Annotated in this window: 13 protein-coding genes and 1 tRNA gene; 8 read left to right on the plus strand and 6 right to left on the minus strand. The window is 68.2% G+C overall.

Annotated elements, in window-relative coordinates:
- Positions 1-688 precede the first annotated feature (688 nt).
- The 3 genes from BLR99_RS07600 to greB all read left to right on the plus strand — a co-directional run bounded on the left by BLR99_RS07600 (position 689) and on the right by greB (position 1,889).
- Positions 689-1,000 (plus strand): hypothetical protein, encoded by a 312-nt coding sequence (locus BLR99_RS07600; RefSeq protein ID WP_011796635.1) that lies wholly within the window; start codon positions 689-691, stop codon positions 998-1,000.
- A 146-nt stretch (positions 1,001-1,146) separates the two neighbouring features.
- Positions 1,147-1,223, plus strand: a tRNA-Arg gene (locus BLR99_RS07605).
- 96 nt (positions 1,224-1,319) lie between these two features.
- A complete protein-coding gene (gene greB, locus BLR99_RS07610; RefSeq protein ID WP_017437954.1) occupies positions 1,320-1,889 on the plus strand; it encodes a transcription elongation factor GreB in 570 nt (189 codons plus the stop codon).
- Between the two features lie 111 nt (positions 1,890-2,000).
- Here the strand turns inward: greB and BLR99_RS07615 are convergent, their stop codons facing one another.
- The 4 genes from BLR99_RS07615 to BLR99_RS07630 all read right to left on the minus strand — a co-directional run bounded on the left by BLR99_RS07615 (position 2,001) and on the right by BLR99_RS07630 (position 6,170).
- Positions 2,001-4,268, minus strand: a complete 2,268-nt coding sequence (locus BLR99_RS07615) for a RelA/SpoT family protein (protein ID WP_046060530.1) — start codon at positions 4,266-4,268, stop codon at positions 2,001-2,003.
- A gap of 104 nt (positions 4,269-4,372) precedes the next feature.
- Positions 4,373-4,576, minus strand: coding sequence for a DNA-directed RNA polymerase subunit omega (gene rpoZ / locus BLR99_RS07620; RefSeq protein WP_011796632.1), 204 nt, complete (start codon positions 4,574-4,576; stop codon positions 4,373-4,375).
- 18 nt (positions 4,577-4,594) lie between these two features.
- Positions 4,595-5,215: a guanylate kinase gene (gene gmk / locus BLR99_RS07625; RefSeq protein ID WP_017437952.1), complete on the minus strand. Its 621-nt coding sequence runs from the start codon at positions 5,213-5,215 to the stop codon at positions 4,595-4,597.
- Positions 5,216-5,258: 43 nt separating this feature from the next.
- Positions 5,259-6,170, minus strand: coding sequence for a YicC/YloC family endoribonuclease (locus BLR99_RS07630; protein WP_011796630.1), 912 nt, complete (start codon positions 6,168-6,170; stop codon positions 5,259-5,261).
- Positions 6,171-6,255: 85 nt separating this feature from the next.
- On the opposite strand from BLR99_RS07630, the gene BLR99_RS07635 reads away from it, so the two are divergent.
- The 5 genes from BLR99_RS07635 to hemW all read left to right on the plus strand — a co-directional run bounded on the left by BLR99_RS07635 (position 6,256) and on the right by hemW (position 11,047).
- A complete protein-coding gene (locus tag BLR99_RS07635) occupies positions 6,256-7,278 on the plus strand; it encodes a serine/threonine protein kinase (protein WP_011796629.1) in 1,023 nt (340 codons plus the stop codon).
- Complete coding sequence (locus BLR99_RS07640) at positions 7,275-8,189, plus strand: PP2C family protein-serine/threonine phosphatase (protein ID WP_011796628.1); 915 nt, start codon at positions 7,275-7,277, stop codon at positions 8,187-8,189. Before BLR99_RS07635 ends, BLR99_RS07640 begins: the two co-directional genes overlap by 4 nt.
- A 149-nt stretch (positions 8,190-8,338) precedes the next feature.
- On the plus strand, positions 8,339-9,100 hold the full coding sequence (gene rph / locus BLR99_RS07645) for a ribonuclease PH (protein WP_046060531.1): 762 nt from the start codon (positions 8,339-8,341) through the stop codon (positions 9,098-9,100).
- Positions 9,101-9,126: 26 nt separating this feature from the next.
- Positions 9,127-9,726, plus strand: a complete 600-nt coding sequence (gene rdgB, locus BLR99_RS07650) for an RdgB/HAM1 family non-canonical purine NTP pyrophosphatase (protein WP_011796626.1) — start codon at positions 9,127-9,129, stop codon at positions 9,724-9,726.
- 70 nt (positions 9,727-9,796) lie between these two features.
- Positions 9,797-11,047 (plus strand): radical SAM family heme chaperone HemW, encoded by a 1,251-nt coding sequence (gene hemW, locus BLR99_RS07655; RefSeq protein ID WP_017439241.1) that lies wholly within the window; start codon positions 9,797-9,799, stop codon positions 11,045-11,047.
- A 33-nt stretch (positions 11,048-11,080) separates the two neighbouring features.
- Here the strand turns inward: hemW and BLR99_RS07660 are convergent, their stop codons facing one another.
- Positions 11,081-11,416 (minus strand): I78 family peptidase inhibitor, encoded by a 336-nt coding sequence (locus BLR99_RS07660; protein ID WP_011796624.1) that lies wholly within the window; start codon positions 11,414-11,416, stop codon positions 11,081-11,083.
- 116 nt (positions 11,417-11,532) lie between these two features.
- Positions 11,533-12,921: an SPOR domain-containing protein gene (locus BLR99_RS07665; protein WP_046060533.1), complete on the minus strand. Its 1,389-nt coding sequence runs from the start codon at positions 12,919-12,921 to the stop codon at positions 11,533-11,535.
- Between the last annotated feature and the right edge of the window lie 111 nt (positions 12,922-13,032).

The raw sequence follows: 13,032 nt of genomic DNA on the forward strand, positions 1-13,032 counted from the left end.
GCTGCGCGCGGAACATGATGCTGCTGCGCGGAAGGCCGACGGGGGCCGCGCACCGGAGCGGGTGTGCCGTCCCGCTCGCCTGCGGGCGCTGCCGGAAGTGCACGGGCAGCTTGCCGCGCAGGCGGCCCGATGGAGCATGGATTCTCCCGAGATCGTGTCGGCCGCCGTGCTCCGCTGGTGGCTGCAGCCTGCATGTTCCAGGTGCCTCGGCAGGAAGTTCCAGCCCCTGCCTGGTACGGATCGGCTTTCCCCCAGGAAGTGCGTGGCATGCAATGCTACCGGCCTGTCCAGCGTCCCGCATGGCGAGCCGGGACGCCGCCTTGCCAGCTTTATCGACGACTGCGTGCAGAGCGCCCTCCAATCCATGCACTCTGTCCTGGGCGGACGTGACGCCTGACCGTGATCGCATCAGTTGATCGCAGAGGGTGCTGATCCTCTCGCGCAACGCCTCTTCGTCGAACGCCCGCAACGACAGCCTGGCCATTGGCCTGTAGCGATTGCGGTAGCCCTCGAAGAAGAAGCTCGCCCGAAATTTCCCAAAGCCTGCAGGGCTCGCTCTGCAGGCTTTTTTCATTCCTCCGAGGCACTCATGGCGTTGGTCGTGTAACGCCCGAGGCTGCAGGAAGACGCAGTTGGCGGCGCAAGCCGCGACCCATGCAAACGCGCTCACGCGCAACGAGGAGATGCCATGAAAACCAAAACCACGGACGCTGAAAAGCACTTGAAGTTCGACGCGACGATCAGCGTGGGCACGATCTGCCAGTTGCTTGCGTTCATCGGATCGGTGGCTCTGGCCTATGGCTCGTTCAGCGAAGAACGTGCCCGGCAGGACAGCCGCATCGCGCAGGCAGAGGTGGTGGCCGCAAGGGAGCGGGAGTCCGCGCGTGAGGACATCCGGGAGGTCAAGGCCCGTATGGAAACCTTGGAGCGGAGCCATCAGAACGCCAGGGAGTCCCTGGCAGCGCTGCAGTCATGCACCGGGGCAAGCTCTACCAGATAGAAAATTCCAGAAGTCTTCCGGCACGGTGAATTTCTGTACTACAATAGCGTTCTGCTTCTGATGCGACGGACTTGATCCAAATGGTCAAAAAAGTTTCTCAGAAGTTTTTTGAAGAGTGGCAAAAACATGCTATAATTCAAAGCTTAGCGGCTGTAGCTCAGCTGGATAGAGTACTTGGCTACGAACCAAGGGGTCGTGGGTTCGATTCCTGCCAGCCGCACCAAATGGTAAGCCTCGTGATGTCAAAGTCACGAGGCTTTTTCCATTTTCTGCCAGCCGCCGCTGGTGGTCGCCATCACACCTGGAGCCGACCGATCTCATGAGCAAGGCCTTCACCAAGGAAACCGACAACGCTCCGGACGACGATGCGGAGTTCCCGTCCGCGCCCCCGTTGCCGGCCGGCAGCAAGAACTACATGACGCCGGCAGGCTATGCCCGCCTGCGGTCCGAGCTGCTCGACCTGATGGACAACGAGCGGCCCAAGGTGGTGGAGGTCGTCCACTGGGCGGCGAGCAATGGCGACCGGTCCGAGAACGGCGACTACCTCTACGGCAAGAAGCGGCTGCGGGAAATCGACCGGCGCATCCGGTTCCTGACCAAGCGGCTGGATCTCGCCGAGGTCGTGGACCCGTCGCTGCACCATGGCAGCGACCAGGTGTTCTTCGGTGCCACCGTGACCTACGTGGACGATCTGGACGTGGAGCGCACGGTCACCATCCTGGGCATCGACGAGGTGGACACCAGCCAGTCGCAGGTGAGCTGGGTGTCTCCCGTGGCGCGGGCGCTGCTCAAGGCGCGCGAGGGCGACGAGGTCCGGCTGGGCACGCCCGGCGGGCTGCGCGCGCTGGAGATCCTGCGGGTCGAATACCCGGCCGTGGCGCCGACCTGACGCCTTTGTGTTGTCGTCTTCACGTGCCCATTGAGGGCACGAAGACGGACATCGAGACGGTCGCAAAGACGAGCGCTTGACGGGGGGGCGGAAGGGCTCCCGCCCGTCGCCCTACAGCGACGGCAGGATGCGGAACGCGCGCAGCACGGCCGTGGTGCGGCGCAGGTTGCGCAGCGCCGCTTCGATATGGGCCTGGTCGCGCACGGCCACGACCAGCCGGAGGTCGGTGGTGTCCATGGCCTTTTCCTCGTCCATGTCGACGTGGACGATGTCGGCTTCGGAGCTGGCCAGTTCCGCGGCGATGCGCGCGAGCACGCCCTTGCCGTTGGTGACCGTGACGACGATGCCCGTCTCGAACATGCGGGTGGGCTCGTCCGCCCAGTCGACGGTGATGAAGCGTTCGCTGTCCTTGTGCTGGAGCTTCTTGGCCACGCCGCATTGCGCGTTGTGGACCACGAGGCCCTCGCCGCGGCCGAGGTAGCCGACGATCGGGTCGCCCGGCACCGGCCGGCAGCAGCTGGCGTACTGCACCGAGGCGTTCTCGCTGCCGTCGAGCGTGACGCCGCCCTGCGAGACGTTCTCGTGCGAGGTGTAGCGCTCGCGGGTCAGCAGCAGCGCATCCGGGCGGTGGCCGTGCTCGGCCATCAGCACCATGAGGCGCTTGGCCACGATGCCGGCGATGCGCTTGCCCAGGCCGATGTCGGTCATGAGTTCGGTGCGCGTGCGGTTGCCGGTGAAGCGCAGCAGCTTGTCCCAGAGGGCCTGGTTCTCGTCTTCCGAGGGCAGGCGCTCCAGCCCTTCGGCGCGCAGGGCCTGGGTGAGCAGCTTCTCGCCCAGGCCTGCGGATTCGGTGTGGGCGAGCGTCTTGAGGTAGTGGCGGATCTTCGAGCGGGCGCGCCCGGTGCGCACGAAGCCCAGCCACGCGGGGTTGGGCGTGGAGACGGGCGCGGTGATGATCTCCACCACGTCGCCGTTCTTCAGCTCGGTGCGCAGGGGAACCTGCTCGTTGTTGATCTTCGCGGCCGTCGCCCGGTCACCCACGTTGCTGTGGATGGCATAGGCGAAGTCCACGACGGTCGCGCCGCGGGGCAGGGCCATGATCTGGCTCTTGGGCGTGAACACGTAAACCGCGTCCGGGAACAGGTCCACCTTCACGTGGTCCCAGAATTCGGCGGCGTCGCGCGTCTCGTTCTGGATGTCCAGCAGCGACTGCAGCCATTTGGTGCCCAGGCGTTCGGCCGTGCCGCCCTCGGCGTTCTCGGCCTTGTAGAGCCAGTGCGCCGCAACGCCGGCCTCGGCCACCACGTGCATCTCCTCGGTGCGCATCTGGAACTCGATGTTGACGCCGGAGGGGCCCACGAGCGTGGTGTGCAGCGATTGGTAGCCGTTGAGCTTGGCGATGGCGATGTGGTCCTTGAACCGGCCCGGCACGGGCTTGTAGAGCTGGTGGAGGACGCCCAGTGCGGTGTAGCAGTCGGTCACCGACGACACGATCACCCGGAAGCCGTAGATGTCCGTCACCTGGGCGAAGCTCAGGTGCTTGGTGTCCATCTTCTGGTAGATGGCGTAGAGCGTCTTTTCGCGGCCGGCGAGCCGGGCCTTCATGCCGATGCGGGCGAAGGCGGCGTCCACCTCGGCCTGCACCTTCTGGATGAGGTCGCGCCGGCGGTTGCGCGCCTTGTTCACGGCCTTGGAGAGGGTGGCGTAGCGCCAGGGATGCAGGTGCCGGAAGGACAGGTCCTGGAGCTCGCGGTAGGTCTGGTTCAGGCCCAGGCGGTGGGCGATGGGGGCGTAGATCTCGAGCGTCTCGGATGCGATGCGGCCCCACTTGGTGCGCGGCATGTCCGAGAGCGTGCGCATGTTGTGCGTGCGGTCCGCCAGCTTGATGAGGATGACACGCACGTCGCGCGCCATCGCCAGCAGCATCTTGCGGAAGGACTCGGCCTGGTTCTCCTCGCGGGTGTTGAACTGCAGTTTGTCGAGCTTGGTGAGGCCGTCCACGAGTTCGGCGACCTGCGGGCCGAAGCGTTCCAGCAGGTCGGCCTTCGTGACGCCGCAGTCTTCCATCGCATCGTGCAGCAGCGCTGCCATCAGGGCCTGGGCGTCGAGCTTCCAGGTGGCGCACTGGGCGGCCACCGCGATGGGATGGGTGATGTAGGGCTCGCCGCTGCTGCGCAGTTGCCCCAGGTGGGCCTTGTCGGCGAATTTGTAGGCCTGCCGCACCTGCTCGATGCTGGCCGCATCGAGGTAATCGAGGTTCTCGGTGAGCGAGGCGAAACTGGCGGCGGCCGCATTGGCGGCCGCCGCGGACGCGCCCGCCGCCGGGGCGCTGCCGGGGCGCGGCTCCGGGGCGGAGGGTTTGGTCAGGACCTCATTCATACCCTGAAATGTAGCGTGCCCGTGCCCAGCCGGCCGAAGGCAAAAAAAAGCACCGCCTGGCGGTGCTGTTGATCGGAGGCGCGCTGGATGCGCGGTCGTCAGGATCAGCCGGGCACCTTCTTGAGCATCTCCAGGCCGATCTTGCCTTCTGCGATCTCGCGCAGCGCCGTCACGGCGGGCTTGTTGCGGCTCTCGATCTTCGGGGCGTGGCCCTGGCTCAACATGCGCGCGCGGTACGTGGCTGCCAGGACGAGCTGGAAACGGTTCGGGATGTGCTCGAGGCAGTCTTCAACGGTGATGCGTGCCATGCGGATTCTCCTGGCGGTCTAGACGATATTGAGGGATTCGAAGGTGTCGGCCCGGGCCCGGCGCTGGGCTGCGTACTTGAGCCGCTGGGCGTGAACGACGGTTTTCAGGTCGAAAAGCGCCCGTTCGAAAAGCTCGTTGATTATAACGAAGTCGAATTTGGCGGCCTGCGCCATTTCGACGGCCGCATTCTTGAGCCGCAACTCGATCACGTCGGGAGCATCTTCGCCGCGGCGCTCCAGCCGCGAGCGCAGTTCTTCCCAGCTCGGCGGCAGGATGAAGATGAGCACGGCGTTGGAAAAGGCTTCCTTCACCTGCATGGCCCCCTGGAAGTCGATCTCGAGAATGACGTCCGCGCCCTGGCCGATGCGCTCCTCGATGCCCTTGCGGGAGGTGCCGTAGCGGCGGCCGTGGACGTGCGCCCACTCGATGAAGCCGTTGGCGGCGACCATGGCGTCGAACTCCTGCTCCGAGGTGAAGAAGTATTCGCGCCCATGCCGTTCCTGGCCGCGCGGCGGGCGCGTGGTGTGGGAAACGGAGGGCTGCACGTGGGAGTCGAGTTCGAGCAGGGCCTTGACCAGGCTCGACTTGCCTGCGCCGCTCGGCGCCGCCACTACGAAGAGATTTCCGGGATAGTCCATACGGGATGTGCGCGGGCCGCTATCAAAACAGGAGAATTATCGCTCACTCGATGTTCTGGACCTGCTCGCGCATCTGCTCGATGAGCACTTTCATGTCCACGCTGATGCGGGTCAGTTCCATGGCGGCGGACTTGGAGCCGAGGGTATTGGCCTCGCGGTGCAGTTCCTGGATGAGGAAGTCCAGCCGCTTGCCGATCTCCCCGCCCTTCTTCAGCAGGCGCTCGATCTCGTCGAGGTGGGAGTCGAGGCGCGTGATCTCTTCCGCGACGTCGATGCGGATGGCGAAAGCGGTGGCTTCCGCGAGGGCGCGGTCCTGTGCGGCTTCGGGCACCGGCACGCCTTCGGTCAGCGCCATGGCTTCCTTCCAGCGCTCCAGGAAACGCTGGCGCTGCTGGTCCACGAGCTGGGGCACCAGGGGCGCGGCCTGTCGTGCCAGGTCGCGCAGTTGCTTCAGGCGGTCCTGCAGCATGGCGGAGAGCCGCTTGCCCTCGCGCTCGCGCGCCGCCACCAGGTCTTCCAGTGCCCGCTGGGCGAGGGCCTGGATGCCCTCGGGGCTCCAGGACGCGGAGGACGCCGCGGAACCCGCGCACAGGCGCAGCGCGTCGGCCACGGACAGTGGCGCGGCGGACGGCAGCCAGGCGCGGACGGAATCCTGCGCCGAGTTGAGTTGCTGCAGCATGCGCGCGGAGGGCGGAGCGATGAGGCCCTGGGCCTCCGATTCGATGGAGGCGCGCACCTCCACCTTGCCGCGCTTGAGATGCTGCGTGACGAGGGCGCGCAGGCCGGGTTCCTGGGCCCGGAGTTCATCGGGCAGGCGGAAGGAGAGATCCAGGAAGCGGCTGTTGACGGAGCGGATCTCGATACCCAGGCGGGCGGGGCGGGCACCGCTGTCGGCATCGGTGGCGGAGGCTTCGAGCTGGGCGCTCGCGTAGCCGGTCATGCTGTAAACTGCCATCGGACTTTTTCGGTGATTGCTTGCGATCCGGCGATTATCCGGGTTCCTTTTCCCGATCGGGACGCGTCCAGGTTTTTTCGCGAATATGTCAAAAATCAAGCCGGCCCCCCTGCCGCCCGACACCATGCTGGGCGGCTACCGCGTGGTACGCCGGCTCTCCTCCGGCGGCTTCGGCGTCGTGTACCTCGCAGTCGATGCGGAAGGCCAGCAGGTCGCCATCAAGGAGTACCTGCCTTCCTCCCTCGCCACGCGCTCGCCTGGCGAGCTGCTGCCCAAGGTGCCGCCCGAGAAGCTGTCGCTCTATCGACTCGGGCTCAAGAGCTTCTTCGAGGAAGGCCGCGCCCTGGCCCAGATATCCCACGCCTCCGTGGTCAGCGTGCTCAACTTCTTCCGGGAGAACGAGACCGTCTACATGGTGATGAACTACCTGGAAGGCGCCACGCTGCAGGATTTCATCATCACCGCGCGCGACCTGAAGACGCAGAAGGTGTTCCGCGAATCGACGATCCGCTCGCTGTTCGACGAGGTGCTGCGGGGCCTGCGCATCGTGCACCAGCACAAGATGCTGCACCTGGACATCAAGCCGGCCAACATCTTCATCACCGACGACAACAAGGCCGTGATGATCGACTTCGGGGCGGCGCGGGAGGTGCTGTCGAAGGAGGGCAACTTCATCCGGCCGATGTACACGCCCGGCTTCGCGGCGCCGGAGATGTACCGGCGCGATTCCTCCATGGGTCCTTGGACCGACATCTACGCCATCGGCGCCTGCATCTATGCCTGCATGCAGGGCTTTCCCCCGAACGAGGCGCCGCAGCGCGCCGAGAAGGACCGGCTGTCGCTCGCCCTGAGCAAGCTCCGGGGCGTCTATTCCGACAACCTCATCGAGGTGGTGGAGTGGTGCATGGCGCTCGATCCGCTCTCGCGCCCGCAATCCGTCTTCGCGCTGCAGAAGGAGTTGAGCCGCGAGGGCGAGCGCCGCTATACCAAGCTGTCCGTCGGCGAGAAGATGCGGCTGCAGCTCGACACCCTGGTGTCGGATACCAAGAAGAACGTGCAGAAAGTGGGCGAGGCCACGCGCATCGGCGCAGGGGCGAAGCAGAAATGAAATTCTCGGTCTTCCAGGTGAGCCGCCGCGGCGGCCGCGAAATCAACGAGGACCGGATGGGCTATTGCTATACCCGGGAGTCCAGCCTCTTCGTGCTGGCCGACGGGATGGGGGGGCATCCGGACGGAGAGGTAGCCGCGCAGATCGCGGTGCAGACGGTTTCCGCCGCATTCCAGCGCCAGGCCAAACCCGTGCTGCCCTCGGTGGACGTCTTCCTGGCCGAGGCCCTGCTGGCCGCGCACCACCAGATACTGCGGTATGCCAGCGACCGGGGCATGCTGGACACGCCCCGCACCACGCTCGTGGCGGCGGTGGTGCAGTCGGGTAGTGCGAGCTGGGTGCATTGCGGGGACTCCCGCCTCTACATGGTCCGCTCCGGCGAACTGCTCACGCGCACCCGCGACCATTCCTACATGGAGCTGCGCAATGCCTCCCTGCCCGGCATGGACCGCATGAACCGCAACGTGCTGTTCACCTGCCTGGGGTCTCCGACCAAGCCCATCTACGACATCACGGGCCCTGTCGCGCTGGAGCAGGGCGACCGGCTGCTGCTGTGCTCCGACGGACTGTGGGGTGCGCTGGACGATGCTTCCATCGCGCGCCAGCTCGGGAGGCTGCCGGTATCCCAGGCGGTGCCGGAACTGGTGGAGGACGCCCTGCGCAGGGCGGGGGATAGCAGCGACAACGTCACGGTGGTGGCCATGGAGTGGGAAACTCCGGATACCTTCGAGTCCACACAGGGTATATCGACGCACAGCATCGGCGACGACGGTTTCGCCTCCACGATCCAGGCCGGACCGTTCGAGGCCGGTGCGGGCGACGAGCTGGACGATCTCGACGACGAGGCGATCGAACGCTCCATCGCCGAGATCAACGAGGCCATCCGCCGGTCGGCCGCGCGCAAGACCTGAAAGCCCACGGCGCGGGCTGGCCGGGCGCGACGTCTGGCGCTGCCTGAGCCTGCGTTGCGTCCTCCGGTGCGGATCGCGCGCCTTCCATGCCGGTCGCGGGCCGGATGGCCCATTCACTCCCTTTCACGCCCTTTCACGCGGTGCAACCCATGCCTTCATCTTCCCTTTCCCATCCTTTCGAGCGCAGCGCGGGCCGCGGCGTCGATGCCCTGCGCCCCGTGCGCATCACCCGCCACTACACCATGCACGCGGAAGGCTCGGTGCTGGTCGAGTTCGGACATACGAAGGTGCTGTGCACGGCTTCTGTCGAGGAGCGGGTGCCGCCGCACAAGCGCGGCAGCGGGGAAGGCTGGGTGACGGCGGAGTACGGCATGCTGCCGCGCGCGACGCACACCCGCAGCGACCGCGAGGCCGCGCGGGGCAAGCAGAGCGGCCGCACGCAGGAAATCCAGCGCCTGATCGGCCGCAGCCTGCGGGCGGTGTTCGACCTGCGCGCGCTGGGCGAGCGCACCATCCAGCTCGATTGCGACGTGCTGCAGGCCGACGGCGGTACGCGCACGGCGGCCATCACCGGTGCCTGGGTCGCCGCGCACGACGCCGTGTCGGCCCTGCTGGCGGGCGGGAAGATCGCCGCGTCGCCCATCACGGCGCCGCTGGCGGCCGTGTCCGTGGGCATCGTGCAGGGCACACCGCTGCTCGACCTGGAGTACACCGAGGATGTGCAGTGCGACACCGACATGAACGTCGTCATGATGGGCGGCGGCCGGTTCGTCGAAGTGCAGGGGACGGCGGAAGGCATCGCGTTCACGCGCAGCGAGATGGACCGGCTGCTCGACCTGGCCGCCCGGGGCGTGGACGCCCTCATCGCCCTGCAGCGGCAGGCGTTGTCGGCGCCGGCATCCGGCCTGTGAACCCCTTTCCCGAAAGCATTCCCACCATGAAACTCGTCCTCGCATCCAACAACCGCGGCAAGCTGGCCGAGCTGCAGAGCATGTTCTCTCCCCTGGGCGTGGAGCTGGTACGGCAGGCGGATCTCGGCGTGGGCGAGGCGGACGAGCCCTTCCATACCTTCGTGGAGAATGCGCTGGCCAAGGCGCGTTTCGCCGCGGAGCACACCGGGCTGCCGGCGCTGGCCGACGATGCGGGCCTGTGCGTGGATGCCTTCGGGGGACAGCCGGGCGTGCAGACGGCTTATTACGCCACCCGTTTCGGCTACGAGAAGGGCGACGCGAACAACGTGCGTGCGTTGCTGGAGCAGATGCGGGGCGTCGCTTCGCGGCGGGCGGCGATGGTGAGCACGCTCGTGGCCGTGCGCAGTCCCGACGATCCGGAACCTCTCATCGCCGTGGGCCGGGTGGTCGGAGAGATCGCCACGGAGCCGCGCGGCGACGGGGGCTTCGGCTTCGATCCGGTGATGTTCATCCCGGAGTTCGGCAAGACGTTCGCCGAGTTGCCCGTGGAGGTGAAGAACGCGCACAGCCACCGGGGGCGGTCCGCGCAGCAGATGCTCGCGCTCATGCGGGAACGCTGGTTCTGATCCACCCGGCACCCCGGCCCGAACGCCTTTTCCCCTCCGGCATTTCCCGTCTTCCTCTGCTTTCCATCCCGTGTCCATTCCCATCGTTCCTGCCGCCACTCCGGGCGCCGAAGAGGCGCCAGCCCCGCTGCGCGATGTGCGGCATTCGATGCGGCCCGGCGTCCTGAGCCTCGGCGCTCCGCCACCGCTGTCGCTGTACGTGCACCTGCCCTGGTGCCTGAAGAAGTGCCCCTACTGCGACTTCAGTTCGCACGAGGCGCGTGGCGGCGCGGGGGCGCTGCAGGAGCAGCGCTACCTGGATGCGCTCATGGCGGACCTGGAAGCCGCCCTGCCGCTCGTCTGGGGGCGCACGGTGCACAGCGTGTTCATCGGCGGGGGAACGCCCAGCCTGTTCTCGCCGCAAGCCATCGACCAGCTGATCGGCGGGGTGCGGGCGCGGCTGCGGCTCGAGGCGGACGCCGAGATCACGCTCGAGGCCAATCCCGGGACCTTCGAGAAGGACCGTTTCCGCGCCTACCGCGCGGCCGGGGTGACGCGGCTGTCCGTCGGCGTGCAGAGCTTCGACGACCGCTTCCTGCAGGCGCTGGGGCGGGTGCATGACCGGGCACAGGCCCTGGCTGCGGTGCAGGAGGCCGCGCAGGCGTTCGATACGTTCAACCTCGACATCATGTACGCGCTACCCGGGCAGAGCCTGGAGGACCTGGGGCGCGACGTGGCGCTGGCGCTGTCGCTGCAGCCGCCGCACCTGTCCATCTACCACCTGACCATCGAGCCCAACACCTACTTCGCCAGGTTCCCCCCGGTGGTGCCGGAGGACGATCTGGCCTATGCCATGCTGGACCGGATCACCGCGATGACGGAGGCGGCGGGGCTGCGCCGCTACGAGATTTCTGCCTATTCCCGCTCAGGGCACCAGTGCGTGCACAACACGAACTACTGGCAGTTCGGGGACTATCTCGGCATCGGCGCGGGGGCGCACGGCAAGCTCAGCTTCGCCCACCGCGTGGTGCGGCAGGTGCGGTTCCGCGATCCGCAGCGCTACATGGAGCAGGCCCTGGCCGGCAATGCCGTGGCGCAGGACCACGAAGTGCGCAGGGCGGATCTGCCGTTCGAGTTCATGCTCAATGCGCTGCGCCTGCGCGAGGGCTTCGCGCTGCAGGATTTCATGGACCGCACGGGACTGCCATTGAGCGCCATCGCGGGCGCGCTGGACGAGGCCGGGCGCAAGGGCCTCATCGTGAGGGATGCTGCGCGCGTACGCCCCACGGAGCGCGGGTTCGATTTCCTCAGCGACCTGCAGGAGCTATTCCTGGCGGACTGAGCGGGGTTGCGGTGCGGGCTGCGGCCCGGCAGGTCAGCCGCAGCGGGCCGCGACGATGCGGCCGGAGGCGTCCACCTCGAGATTGAGGCGCTGCGGGTCATATTCCTTGGTGACGATCTGCCCGGGGCGCAGCAGCCGTGCCAGTTGGGCCCCGGACCGCACGCGCGCATCCTCGACCACTCTCGCGGTGCCGTTCTGGCCGATCAGGGCCTGGGCCGGCTGGGCGTTGCAGGTGCCACCCATGGGGGCGCCGGTCGGGCCGACCGGCGCGGGCGCGGGCTGTCCGCCCCACGGCATGTTCGCCGTGCTGCAGCCACCGGCGAGGAGTGCGAAGGCGGCGGTGGCGAGAAGGCTGGCAGTGGTGCGCATGGATGGAAGCTCCGTCATCTGAAAAGGTGGGCAGGGTGTCTGGTGCCTGACCTTAGCGCAGCGGGCTGCCCGGGAACGTCACGAGCGGTAACACGGGGCTGCCGCGGGCGGTGGCGTCACGGATGGTGCGCAGCCGCGGCCGAGGTTTCCAGCCCGAGGGCCCGGATGCGCGCGGCGGCTGCATTGGCTTGCGACGCCGAGGTGAACGGGCCGGCGCGCACCCGCAGCAGTTCGCGGCCATCTGCCGCGGTGACCGGCTGCGTGGCCGCCGGAATGCCGGCCCGCCGGAGCATGCCGTGCGCGCGTTGCGCATTCGCGGGCTCGGCGAAAAGGCCGACGTTGATGTAGAGCTTGCGCGTGGGCGCCGCCGCGGAGTCGGCGCGGTCTGCCGTGGCAGCCGCCGCCGGGCGCGAAGCCGCGGAGCCGGCCGCGCGGCGAGAGGCGGCGCTGGCCGGTGCCTGGGCGGGACGGGTGGCGGTGGGTGCTGCTGCCGAGGCCGCCGCAGACCGCGATGAAGCGGCGGATGCAGCGGATGCCGGCGCCACGGCCGGAGAGACCGCGGAAGCTGCCGGGACGGGACTCGCCATGGCCCGGGGTGCCGCGCTGGCAACCTGCCGGGGCAGCACGGGCAGGGATGCGGCCGCCGGGCTGGTGCTCGGCGGCACGGCCGGCCTGGAACTTGCCGATGCCGGTGCCGACGCCTGCGCCGCGGGAGCAGCGGGCCGGGATGCCCCGTCGGCCGGCTCGGCTGCCGATGGCGCGGAGGCGGGGGCCGCGGCGGGGACGGAGGCCGGACCGGCGGTGCCTGCGGAAGCTGATGTTTCCCCGGACAGCCCGGAGGGCGCGCCGGACGCAGGCTCCTGAACGGCGGAGGCGGTGGCCCGTGGGCCCTCCGCGGCAGCAGGCGGCGCGTGGGGGGCGGTGGCAGACCCCATGGCGGACAGATCCGGCTGGAACAGCAGCAAGGCGGCCAGCAGCAGGGCCAGCATGGCGTTGGCCGCGCCGATCCACACGAGCCGGCGCTGCGTCGGCGCATTGTGTTCCAGGCGCTCCTGGGCCTGGGCGAGCGTGGCGGAGGCGGCCAGCGCCTTGGTGATCCGCTTGCGGATCTCGCCGTGGACGATGGCGTTGCCGTAGAGCCCCGGGATCACGGTGGCCGCCAGCAGCACCGCCAGGCCCAGGCCGGCGAGCACCGGAAGCGGCCAGGTGCCGGTGTAGCGGCCGACCGCGACGGCCAGGAGCGCCAGGCCCTCGAGTGCGGCGACATAGACGAGCGCTGCGCTCCACAGCTGCCGGAACACCATCCAGTTGAGCGTGAGCAACGCGGCCGCCCAGTTCCATCCGGGCAACGTGCGGCCTGCTTCGTCGAAGCGCTCGAAGGCGGGCAGGTACCGCGCCGCGCCGATCGGACCCAGGGCGGCGCGGTACAGCGCGGCCATGGTGCTTTCGGTGGAGCGTCGGGCGGTGGTGGCGGCTGTGACCGCGTAGGCCGATGGTGCGGACATGGCCCGGATTCTGGCACGGGCCGCCCGCGGTCCGGCTGGCGGCCCGGCTCGGGAACGCGCGGTTTTGTCGCCGGCGCGTGCGGGGTGGTGTCCGACAGGCGGACACCGCCG

Origin of the sequence: Paracidovorax citrulli, assembly GCF_900100305.1 — a bacterium.
Lineage (GTDB): Bacteria > Pseudomonadota > Gammaproteobacteria > Burkholderiales > Burkholderiaceae_C > Paracidovorax > Paracidovorax citrulli.

What these genes read in the sequence shown, in the direction of transcription:
- BLR99_RS07600 (WP_011796635.1), top strand. Translation starts at nt 689, where the DNA reads ATGAAAACCAAAACCACGGACGCTGAAAAGCACTTGAAGTTCGACGCG.
- greB (WP_017437954.1), top strand. Translation starts at nt 1,320, where the DNA reads ATGAGCAAGGCCTTCACCAAGGAAACCGACAACGCTCCGGACGACGAT.
- BLR99_RS07615 (WP_046060530.1), bottom strand. Translation starts at nt 4,268, where the DNA reads ATGAATGAGGTCCTGACCAAACCCTCCGCCCCGGAGCCGCGCCCCGGC.
- rpoZ (WP_011796632.1), bottom strand. Translation starts at nt 4,576, where the DNA reads ATGGCACGCATCACCGTTGAAGACTGCCTCGAGCACATCCCGAACCGT.
- gmk (WP_017437952.1), bottom strand. Translation starts at nt 5,215, where the DNA reads ATGGACTATCCCGGAAATCTCTTCGTAGTGGCGGCGCCGAGCGGCGCA.
- BLR99_RS07630 (WP_011796630.1), bottom strand. Translation starts at nt 6,170, where the DNA reads ATGGCAGTTTACAGCATGACCGGCTACGCGAGCGCCCAGCTCGAAGCC.
- BLR99_RS07635 (WP_011796629.1), top strand. Translation starts at nt 6,256, where the DNA reads ATGTCAAAAATCAAGCCGGCCCCCCTGCCGCCCGACACCATGCTGGGC.
- BLR99_RS07640 (WP_011796628.1), top strand. Translation starts at nt 7,275, where the DNA reads ATGAAATTCTCGGTCTTCCAGGTGAGCCGCCGCGGCGGCCGCGAAATC.
- rph (WP_046060531.1), top strand. Translation starts at nt 8,339, where the DNA reads ATGCCTTCATCTTCCCTTTCCCATCCTTTCGAGCGCAGCGCGGGCCGC.
- rdgB (WP_011796626.1), top strand. Translation starts at nt 9,127, where the DNA reads ATGAAACTCGTCCTCGCATCCAACAACCGCGGCAAGCTGGCCGAGCTG.
- BLR99_RS07660 (WP_011796624.1), bottom strand. Translation starts at nt 11,416, where the DNA reads ATGCGCACCACTGCCAGCCTTCTCGCCACCGCCGCCTTCGCACTCCTC.
- BLR99_RS07665 (WP_046060533.1), bottom strand. Translation starts at nt 12,921, where the DNA reads ATGTCCGCACCATCGGCCTACGCGGTCACAGCCGCCACCACCGCCCGA.